The organism is Marinobacter sp. UBA2498 (genome assembly GCF_002341575.1).
Classification (GTDB): Bacteria; Pseudomonadota; Gammaproteobacteria; order Pseudomonadales; family Oleiphilaceae; genus Marinobacter; species Marinobacter manganoxydans.
On record NZ_DDOI01000090.1, the window covers coordinates 38,072 to 47,125 of the forward strand.

The window sequence follows — 9,054 nt, forward strand, 5'->3', positions numbered from 1 at the left end:
TCGGTTTCCAGCCGGGTCAGCAAATCCGGAACCAGACCTGTGGGCCGGCCATCCTGAGTGTATTCAAACGGCGGCCAGTCCGCGCGAAACGCAACTTTCAGATCTGGATGCTGCTTGAGCCACTCCATATCCGACCCGGATAATTCCAGGCCAGTTCGTTCGAGGGAAGGCTGATCCGCCTGCAGCCATGACTGTCGGATGGTGCGATGCTCGTTGTGACTGATCGCCGCAATGGACTTGTTCAACACCTGGTAAAGCAGATCCCGATCAGTATCCACCCGCAACACCACATCCACAGGGTTGCTATCCAGCAGCACCGACAGACCAATACCATTCACCATCGCCGACTGGAGGTAATCGGACACCACTGGCACCGGTGCCAGAAACGCATCGGCCTGCCCCGAAAGAATCTGGCCGACGGCTTCGCTGACGTTGCTGACCGGCACCGGCGTAAACTTCTCGACGGGGTCCAGCATGGGATACTGGTTGGGGTCACCGGCAATAACCGCAATCCGGCTGCCCTCAAGATCGGCAAGTGTCCGGATGGCCGCATCGCCGGCGCTGACGAACACGCCATAAGTTAGAGACATCAGGGGATCGGTGAAGCGCTTGCCGGGCACCACCGGCATCCCCGGCATTCGAGTGGTCAGAACCGCATCGGTTGCCAGCTCACTTTTGACCGGCCCGCTATCCTGCCCGGTTTCCAGGACGATGGGCTCCATGGCGACGCCCAGTTTGTCGGAGAGCCGGGCAAGGTAGTCAATGTAGGTCCCAGCAAGCACTCCATTGCCGGTATCGAAAACCAGCGGCACCTGATCGCTGCGAAGACCGATACGAAACCGGTCCTGCCCTTCCAGCCAGGTCAGCTCCTCTTTGCCTAGCACGGGGGCCGGCGATGCTTGCGGCGGTTCCGCCCGCAGGGGGGATTGAAACAGCGCCAACAGGCAGCATAGTAGAAAGGCAAGGGTAACCTTCACTGGATATCCTTAAGGGTTCCGCTACATTTCAGGGAACAATACCTGCAAACGCCATTGATTTCATTCAGGCAAACGGCCAACGGGAGACGAATGTCCATGGACACCAGCAAACACACCCTCAGTACTCTGTTCGAGCAACTAGGCCTGGCGTCCGACGCCAAAAGCATTGAGGATTTTGTCGCCAGGTACTCGCCCCTGCCGAGCGAAGTTGCGATCCAGGATGCTCCCATCTGGTCTGAAAGCCAGTCTCACTTCCTGGAAGAAGGCCTGGAGGAAGACAGCGACTGGGCGGAGGTGATCGACGAGCTGGACGCAATGATGCGTCACTGAACGTCGGCACTGTCGCTGATCATAACCTGGTCCCGGCCGGCGTCCTTGGCCTGATAGAGGGCCCGGTCGGCCCGGTCGAACACCGACTCCTCGGTGTCGCCGGCAATGAATCCCGCCAGGCCGGCTGAGAAGGTCACAGTGACCGGTTCGCCGCGGAAGTGGAACGGCAGCTTGCCGACATGTTCCCGCAACTTGTCCACCACTGCTCGCGCGTCCGAAGGTTCGGTTTCCGGGAACAACACCACGAATTCCTCGCCGCCAAAACGAGCCACAAAATCCGTGGTGCGCAAGCGATCCCTGAATTCCCTCGCAACCAGCTGCAGCACCCTGTCGCCGGCCTTGTGACCATAGGAGTCGTTGATCCGTTTGAAAAGATCGATATCCAGCACACCGATGGTCAACGGATGGCTGTAGCGTTGCCAGCGGTTGTACTCGAATGACAGTCGCTCCTGCCAGGCTTCACGATTGGGCAACTCGGTAAGCAGGTCAGTCATGGCCCGGAGCCGCTCCTTACGGACCTGTTCCTGCATCTGCTCTGAGTGGGCCTCCATGGCCGCCACTTTTTCCTGCATGGCCTCAAGCTGCTCGGAGAGCGCACGCTCGCGCTCGGATTCCTGGGTACGGAAACGGCCTACCGCCTGACCAATGGACTCAAGATGACGGCTGACCGACTGTTTGAGATCCTGAAGGTCATCGCTCTCCTGCAAACGTTGCCCGACCCGCTCAATTTCCTCGCGGATCTCGCGATCAAGGTGCTCTGAGGCATCCAGTCGGCCGCACTGGGCCGAGGACTGGGCCGAGAAGTGTTCCCTCAACAGCTCCAGACGTTCATCAAGGCGTTTGAGAAAGGCTTCGAATTCTCGCTTGCTCCGGGTAACCGCAGCGATGACCAGCTCAGCCACGTGGTTCAGGCCTTCGCGCAATTCGTTCCAGTCGTTACTGGCGAGCAGTGATTGCTGCAGCGCCCGGGCCCGGGCCTCTGCGGCGGGCTCAAGGGAGACCTGGGTAAGCATCTGACCCAACAACTGGCCCACACGGCGGGCAATGCGCAACCGCTGGACGTTGTCCTCGATATCCTGTTCATTACCCGGGAGGGACTCCGGCTGCTCGCTGCTTTCCGGTAAAGGTTCCGCGCTGACCTGTTGCTGCTGTTGCTGGGGCTCTTGCTCTGGCTCTCGCGCCAGACGGGAGAACAAGGAAGGCTTCCTGTCGTTGGCCGACTGGCGCTCATCGAGCAGGGCGACCTGGCGATCAATCTGATCCTGCAAGTCCTTCCAGGCGTCCACATCTACCCGGTTCTTCCGCAGGTCCTTCCGGATGCGAGCCAGCAACCGATCCAGCTCCGGGGTCTGGCCTTCGGAGGCGAGACTGGTGCGCACCAGCATGCGTTCAAGGGTATTCCGCTCCGCCTTCCACTGCTTTTCCCGATTGTCTGCAGACTCGAGTTCCTGAAGGTATTTTTCCTTCCAGGACTGATCCGATGCCATGGAGCGCTCCCGCCTATCCTTGCTGTACTGTTGATGTGTGAAAAACCCCTAGATGACCCGTGCTGGTCTCAGGAACTCTCGTCACTGGTTTTACCATGATACCGATCGCGTCGTGCTCTGGGGTGACTCTGGTCATAAACCCGGGCCAAATGTTGAAAATCAAGATGAGTATAGACCTGGGTCGTCGCAATGTCGGCATGGCCCAGAAGTTCCTGTACGGCACGAAGGTCACCACTGGATTCAAGCATGTGGCTGGCAAACGAGTGTCGCAGCAGGTGCGGATGGAGCTTCTGGTCGGCACCGCGGCTGATTCCCCACCGGCTCAGGCGGGCCTGGATACTTCGGTGGCTGAGTCGTTCGCCCCGTTGACTGACAAACAGGGCAGCCTCACCGTCATTGGCCAGCGCCCCTCTATACGGTAGCCAGGCCTGTATGGCTGCAATGGCTTTTCGTCCGACGGGCAGCAGCCGTTCCTTGCCACCCTTACCCATCACGCGAACCTCACCACTGCGCAGATCGACGGTATCCAGATCCAGGCTTGCCAACTCCGCCAGCTGCAACCCGGAAGAATACATCAGCTCGAACATACATAGATCCCGCACTTCCAGGGGATCGTCCGGCTGTCCGTCCAGTAGATGATTCAGTTGATCCACATCTGCAACGCGAGGCAGACGGCGGCCACTCTTGGGGGCCCGGATATCCAGCGCCGGATTATCCGATGCCAGCTTCTCCCTGAGCAGGAACTGGTATAAACGGCGGGTCGCCGAGAGATGTCTGGCGATGCTCCGGCCTGACAACCCCTCCCGGCTGAGCGTCGCGACGTAGCGGCGCAGATCGTGGTTGGTCACCCGTTGCCAGGCAACGAATCCACTGCGGCCCAGCCAGTCCGCCAGACGCAAAAGGTCGCGCTGGTAGCTGTCGCAGGTTCTTGGAGAATGGCGTTTTTCAGAAGCCAGGTGCCGGATAAATTCCGCCAGCGGCCCGGTCAGCTCATTGGGCACTGCCGGACTCTCCGGGACTTCTGACACGTTAGCGGGACTCCGTCGCCATGTCGGTGACCGGAGCAGCCGCTGTGTGGCGCTGCACCATGGGCGGCAGCAGGCGGCTTAGTGTGTCGCTGATGTAGCTCAGGAACAGGGAACCCATGCTCTGGTCAAAGTACCCCGGCTGGCAGCTACCGACCGCAAACACGCCCACCAGCTCGTCATGCCTCAGCGGCACCAGGGCGACCGAGGCAATGGGTTCTTCACGGTCCGGAAACAGGAACTCCCGTTCGCTTTCACGGAACTGACCGCACACAGCCCTCTCGCCTTCCAGCAGGCTGCCCAGGCGCTCACGGGCCGCAGAAGGACTGACCACATGCAGGGCGCCTTGAGAGGCCTCAGGCAGCTCAACATCGGTAAACAACAACACGGAAGCGGCGTCGAGACCGAAATCACCACGGATACTGTCATCAATGGCAGCAGCCATATCGTTGAGCGTCCGCGCTTCAATCACCTGCATCAGCAAACGCTTGCTCTTCTCGAACAACCGGTCGTTATGGCGGGCGATGGATACAAGCTCTACCAACTCCCTGCGCAGGGTGTCCCGCTGCTCCCGGAACAGATGCACCTGGCGTTCGACCAGCGAAATGGCCCGGCCACTGTCGTGGGGCAGGGTCAGGCTGCGCAGCAGCTCGTCCTGGTCGATGAAGAAATCGGGGTTGGCGCGCAGGTAATCCGCCACCTCTTCCCGGGTGAGCTCACCGGCCTTCTGGCGGGCCGTTTGTTCTGTCATGGAGTACTCCTGGCTGTCAGGATCGTTGTTTATGGGGGCGAGCGCTCCTGCGTCGACGACCACCAGAATCACCCGGCAGCCTCAACTGCCCCTCAAATACGCTGGTTGCAGGCCCTTCCATCATAACAGGGGTCCCTTCACCCTGCCATTCAATGACCAGAGGGCCACCCCGCAATTCCACTTCCACGCGGGTATCCAGCAGGCCTCGCAGGCAGCCGGCCACCACGGCGGCACAGGCACCACTACCGCAGGCGAGGGTCTCGCCCGAGCCACGCTCAAACACCCGCAGGCGGACATGGGTACGATCCAGAATCTGGAGAAACCCGATGTTGGCCCGTGCCGGGAAGCGGGGATGCCGCTCGAGCTTGGGCCCCAGCGTTTTTACCGGCGCCTGGTCTACATCCTCAACCAGCAGCACACCATGGGGGTTACCCATGGACAAGGCGCTCAGTTCCACTGTCTGGCCGTCCACATCCACGGTGTAGACATCCTTTCGACGGTCGGCGGCGAACGGAATGGCCGGCGGGTTGAACTCGGGCACGCCCATATTGACCATCACCATGCCTTCCCGGCCGACACGGAGCTCGATCACGCCCTTGGCAGTCTGGACGCGGATGACCTTTTTATTGGTCAGGCGCTGGTCCCGGACAAACCGGGCGAAGCAGCGGGCACCGTTGCCGCACTGCTCCACCTCGGACCCGTCCGCATTGAAAATGCGGTAGCGGAAATCGACATCCGGCAGCCCGGGCGGCTCCACCACCAGCAACTGATCGAAGCCAATTCCGAAATTCCTGTTGGCCAGTTCGCGGATCATCTCGGGGCGCAGACGAAAAGGCTGGCTGATGGCATCCACCACCATAAAATCATTACCCAGCCCATGCATCTTGGTGAATCGAAGCATGGGGCCCTGGGTCCGGCGTTGCTGTGTCATCTCCTCGCTCCCGCTCATTCCGGAAGGCAGCTCTCGGGTGCGAGCTGGTCTTCGAGAGTTTCACGGCGGCGGACCACATGCACCTGGTCGCCATCGACCATGAGTTCCGGCGGCCGGTTCCGCGTGTTGTAGTTTGAGCTCATGACAAAGCCATAGGCTCCCGCAGAGCGAACCGCCAGCAGATCCCCGGCCTGCAGGCGCAGGTGACGATCCTTGCCCAGGAAATCGCCGGTTTCACAGACTGGACCAACCAGATCCCAGGCCTTTTCCTCACCATCCTGATGTGGCTTGACCGGGATAATCGCCTGCCAGGCGCTGTAAAGGGCCGGCCGGATCAGATCATTCATGGCGGCATCAATGATGGCAAAGTTCCGGTGCTCGGTGCACTTCAGGAATTCGACTCTGGTAACCAGGATGCCAGCGTTGGCGGCAATGGATCGGCCGGGCTCCAGAATCAGCTCCAGTTTGCGGTCACCCAGGCGCTCGGCCAGCGCCTTCACGTAATCCGACGGCTGTGGTGGCTGCTCCTGGTTGTAGGTGACGCCCAGGCCACCGCCCATATCCAGGTGATGGATGTGGATGCCCTGGTCCGCCAGGGAATCAATCAGGGCCAGCACCCGGTCCAGTGCGTCGAGGAACGGTGACACGCTCGTCAGCTGTGAGCCGATGTGACAATCCACACCCTTCACGTTGAGATTCGGCATACCTGCCGCACGGGCATAGACCTGCGGCGCTTCGGCAATATCAATCCCGAACTTGTTCTCTTTCAGACCCGTGGAAATGTAGGGATGGGTACCGGCATCAACATCCGGGTTAACCCGCAGTGAGATCGGCGCCTTTACGCCGAGCTCTCCCGCCACCGCATTGAGCCTGTCCAGTTCGGTATCGGATTCGACGTTGAAGCAGCGCACGCCCACTTCAAGGGCCCGCTTCATTTCCCATTCCTGCTTGCCAACGCCGGAGAAGACCACCCGCGACGGATCACCACCGGCCCGCAGTACCCGCTCCAGCTCACCGGCCGACACGATATCAAAGCCGGCACCGAGCCGCGCGAGAACGTTCAGCACCGCCAGATTGCTATTGGCTTTAACGGCGTAGCACACCAGGTGCGGGTGATCCCGAAGGGCGTCATCATAGGCCCGGTAATGTCGCTCAATCGTGGCGCGCGAATACACGTAGGCCGGTGTGCCAAAACGATCGGCAATGGCAGAGACAGGGATATCCTCGGCGTACAGCTCGCCGTCGCGGTAGTTGAAATGATCCATGAGTTTCCTGATTCGTTTAACGGGGCCGGGAGGCCATGGCGCTAGTCGCGGGTTTCTTCGCGATCGGGCTGCTCCTGGGCCGAGTCCGGCCCGGACGTTATCGAAGCGGCCTGACTGTCACGGTACAACGGACCTTTCTGACCGCAACCGCTCACAACCAGAGCCAGCATCAACGCCATGATCGACAGAGTCCACGCTCGCATATCGGCTACCTACCCCTGAGTTCACTATGGTCGCAGTATACCTGACACCCGCCCCGGGCCGCGAGGTCAGCGAGTCCTCGCGAGATGGCGGTTCAGGGAGTCTTCCAGCACAGACCGGTAATACAGGTATTGGCTGGTCTGGATATCCTGCTGGTACACCCGGGGGTCGAGGTCGTGGGGCAGGTGGATATCGGTCAGGTACACCGGGTAGACCTCATCGCTATGTCGGAGGGAGCGGATGTAGTGGGCCACTGCCGGAATCAACTGGTCGCCGTACTCCTGGACGCTGAATTCCTGGTCACCACAGAAAATGTCGAAGCGCAGGCGACTGTCGCCCTCGTGGATGCCCACGGCCTGCACCTCAAACCCGGGGAGAGGCACTCCCGAATCCGACTCCGGCCGGTACTCGGCCCGCCAGGCCCCGTCCCGCCGGACAATTTCGTAGCACTGGACGCCGGCCACAACGCCGGCGGAATCGGTATGGCGCAGCAATCGCCGCTCGATCAGGTTATCCAGGAAACGCAGTACCGGCACCAGCAAATGCCGTCGACTGGTCACCGCCTGTTCCCAGCTGAACACAGAACCCAGTTCGTCAACGACCCAGAGCCGGGCCTGATCGCCGAGAATACGATAAAACACCTGGATGTTGTCCGGTTCGCTGGCCAGGCAAACCGCCCGCAAGGCCGGCTCCTCCTGCAACGCGTAACGATCGAACACCACCGGCAGGTACCTCTCCTGGGGCAGCGCCAGATGCTCCATCAGCGCCTCAAAGCTGTCGAGTGCCACAAACCCCGGTTCCAGGCAATTGAACTGGAGCAGGAAGTAGCGACGATCCATTTCAATCACATAGCGCAGCGGATGCGGGCCGGTACCTCCGGCAAAAAAGGGCCGGAGGACATCGGCAAACAGCTCCTGAACCCGGCGGGCAATGGCAGAGCCATGACCACGGTTGTGGCAGTGCACCTGAACGGCCGGCAATTCGTCGGGATTGGCTGCCACCGAGGCGAGAACATTCTTCAGGCACTGGATCAGTGTATCGCCCGCTGCGTAATGCTGGAGACTGACTTCATGCCAGCTGTTGAAAGTAATGTGGTCGATGCTGATGACCAGATTCTCCCGCCCCCCGCTAAAGCCAAGAGAATCGTGCCGGGAACTGAGCTTGTGAAGGCCTTTTTCCGTGAGGTGGGCCTGAGGGTCAATGCCGACGTTCACCAACAGCAGATTCCTCAATGGCCGCACACCCCGGGACAACGCTTCCCGTTCCGCCGGTGCAATCGGAAATGGCAGGAACGCAGACAGGGCATCAAGCATTTCACGCAACTCGCTGACGGAGGCAATACTGGTGCCCGACCGCACATTCAGTCGAGTCGAGCGGGTCAGCAGACCGTTGCAATAGCACCAGACCATCAGTTCCGCCAGATTTCCGGAGCGACGGATAACCGGCTGCCAGAAAGCGTCTGCCGGGTCTTCGAGGTCCCGGTACAGCAGCCAGCCGTCGGCGTCGCCGCCCTGCTCCGACTGATGATGAAATGCCAGGTTTTCCTCCGCCAGCGACGGGGCCAGCCCGGGATTGATCTGCTCGATCTTGCCCGCCTTGCGCTGAAACGCGGCATAAAGCTTGCGGCCCAGAAGATTGATATCGTTGGCGCTGATGGCGGCGCGTTGGCCATGCTCCCTGGCCATTTTCGACAGCAGGCGGTAACCGTGGGTCAATTCGTTGACGATGGTGCGACGCAGGGTGGTGACATCCTCTGCCCGCCAGCGTTGACGATCATCCAGCTCCGCCAGCGTGTTTTCACTCCAGCCCCAACCTGTCACCATCTGGCGCAGCAGGCGGGCACGCCACTGCTCACCGGAGACCTCGGACCGCGTCAGTGGCAAACCGGCTTTCAGATACAGGCTCCGGCGAATCAGGTCCAGCCTCGACGCCACTTCCGGCCCGGTCAGCCAGCCCTCCAGCCGATTGTAGAGCATGACGTAGGGGTCCAGACGGTCGGCATCGGTTTCGCCGCGGAAAACAGCCCGCTTGAACTGGCTGGACAACAGAGCCTCACCGGTGGTCCGCGCATAACATTCGATCAGAAG

Annotated in this window: 9 protein-coding genes; 1 reads left to right on the forward strand and 8 read right to left on the reverse strand. The window is 60.7% G+C overall.

Translation table 11 applies throughout. The annotated features are described in order from the left end of the window. On the reverse strand, positions 1 to 977 hold a 977-nt coding region (locus B2W52_RS12720; protein WP_286803397.1), incomplete at its 3' end, for a type 2 periplasmic-binding domain-containing protein. 96 nt (positions 978 to 1,073) lie between these two features. On the opposite strand from B2W52_RS12720, the gene B2W52_RS12725 reads away from it, so the two are divergent. Continuing rightward, entirely contained in the window at positions 1,074 to 1,307 is a 234-nt protein-coding gene (locus B2W52_RS12725) for a DUF2789 domain-containing protein (RefSeq protein WP_008173223.1), read from the forward strand. Here the strand turns inward: B2W52_RS12725 and B2W52_RS12730 are convergent. From B2W52_RS12730 to B2W52_RS12760, 7 genes are all read right to left on the reverse strand, one after another. Continuing rightward, positions 1,301 to 2,794, reverse strand: a complete 1,494-nt coding sequence (locus B2W52_RS12730) for a GGDEF domain-containing protein (protein WP_273071565.1) — start codon at positions 2,792 to 2,794, stop codon at positions 1,301 to 1,303. The two genes, B2W52_RS12725 and B2W52_RS12730, sit on opposite strands and share 7 nt — an antisense overlap. Positions 2,795 to 2,862: 68 nt before the next feature. Continuing rightward, positions 2,863 to 3,795, reverse strand: a complete 933-nt coding sequence (xerC, locus tag B2W52_RS12735; protein WP_286803419.1) for a tyrosine recombinase XerC — start codon at positions 3,793 to 3,795, stop codon at positions 2,863 to 2,865. A gap of 28 nt (positions 3,796 to 3,823) precedes the next feature. Then, positions 3,824 to 4,570 (reverse strand): DUF484 family protein, encoded by a 747-nt coding sequence (locus tag B2W52_RS12740; RefSeq protein WP_008173212.1) that lies wholly within the window; start codon positions 4,568 to 4,570, stop codon positions 3,824 to 3,826. 16 nt (positions 4,571 to 4,586) lie between these two features. Beyond that, positions 4,587 to 5,501 (reverse strand): diaminopimelate epimerase, encoded by a 915-nt coding sequence (gene dapF / locus B2W52_RS12745; protein ID WP_273071568.1) that lies wholly within the window; start codon positions 5,499 to 5,501, stop codon positions 4,587 to 4,589. Between the two features lie 14 nt (positions 5,502 to 5,515). Further along, on the reverse strand, positions 5,516 to 6,766 hold the full coding sequence (gene lysA / locus B2W52_RS12750; protein ID WP_273071570.1) for a diaminopimelate decarboxylase: 1,251 nt from the start codon (positions 6,764 to 6,766) through the stop codon (positions 5,516 to 5,518). A gap of 41 nt (positions 6,767 to 6,807) precedes the next feature. After that, the gene (gene lptM, locus B2W52_RS12755; protein ID WP_273071574.1) at positions 6,808 to 6,969 is read right to left on the reverse strand and encodes an LPS translocon maturation chaperone LptM; all 162 of its coding nucleotides are present in this window, start codon (positions 6,967 to 6,969) and stop codon (positions 6,808 to 6,810) included. A 66-nt stretch (positions 6,970 to 7,035) separates the two neighbouring features. Beyond that, the coding region (locus B2W52_RS12760; protein WP_286803410.1) for a class I adenylate cyclase at positions 7,036 to 9,054 on the reverse strand (2,019 nt) is incomplete at its 5' end.

What these genes read in the sequence shown, in the direction of transcription:
- B2W52_RS12730 (WP_273071565.1), bottom strand. Translation starts at nt 2,794, where the DNA reads ATGGCATCGGATCAGTCCTGGAAGGAAAAATACCTTCAGGAACTCGAG.
- B2W52_RS12740 (WP_008173212.1), bottom strand. Translation starts at nt 4,570, where the DNA reads ATGACAGAACAAACGGCCCGCCAGAAGGCCGGTGAGCTCACCCGGGAA.
- B2W52_RS12725 (WP_008173223.1), top strand. Translation starts at nt 1,074, where the DNA reads ATGGACACCAGCAAACACACCCTCAGTACTCTGTTCGAGCAACTAGGC.
- dapF (WP_273071568.1), bottom strand. Translation starts at nt 5,501, where the DNA reads ATGACACAGCAACGCCGGACCCAGGGCCCCATGCTTCGATTCACCAAG.
- lysA (WP_273071570.1), bottom strand. Translation starts at nt 6,766, where the DNA reads ATGGATCATTTCAACTACCGCGACGGCGAGCTGTACGCCGAGGATATC.
- lptM (WP_273071574.1), bottom strand. Translation starts at nt 6,969, where the DNA reads ATGCGAGCGTGGACTCTGTCGATCATGGCGTTGATGCTGGCTCTGGTT.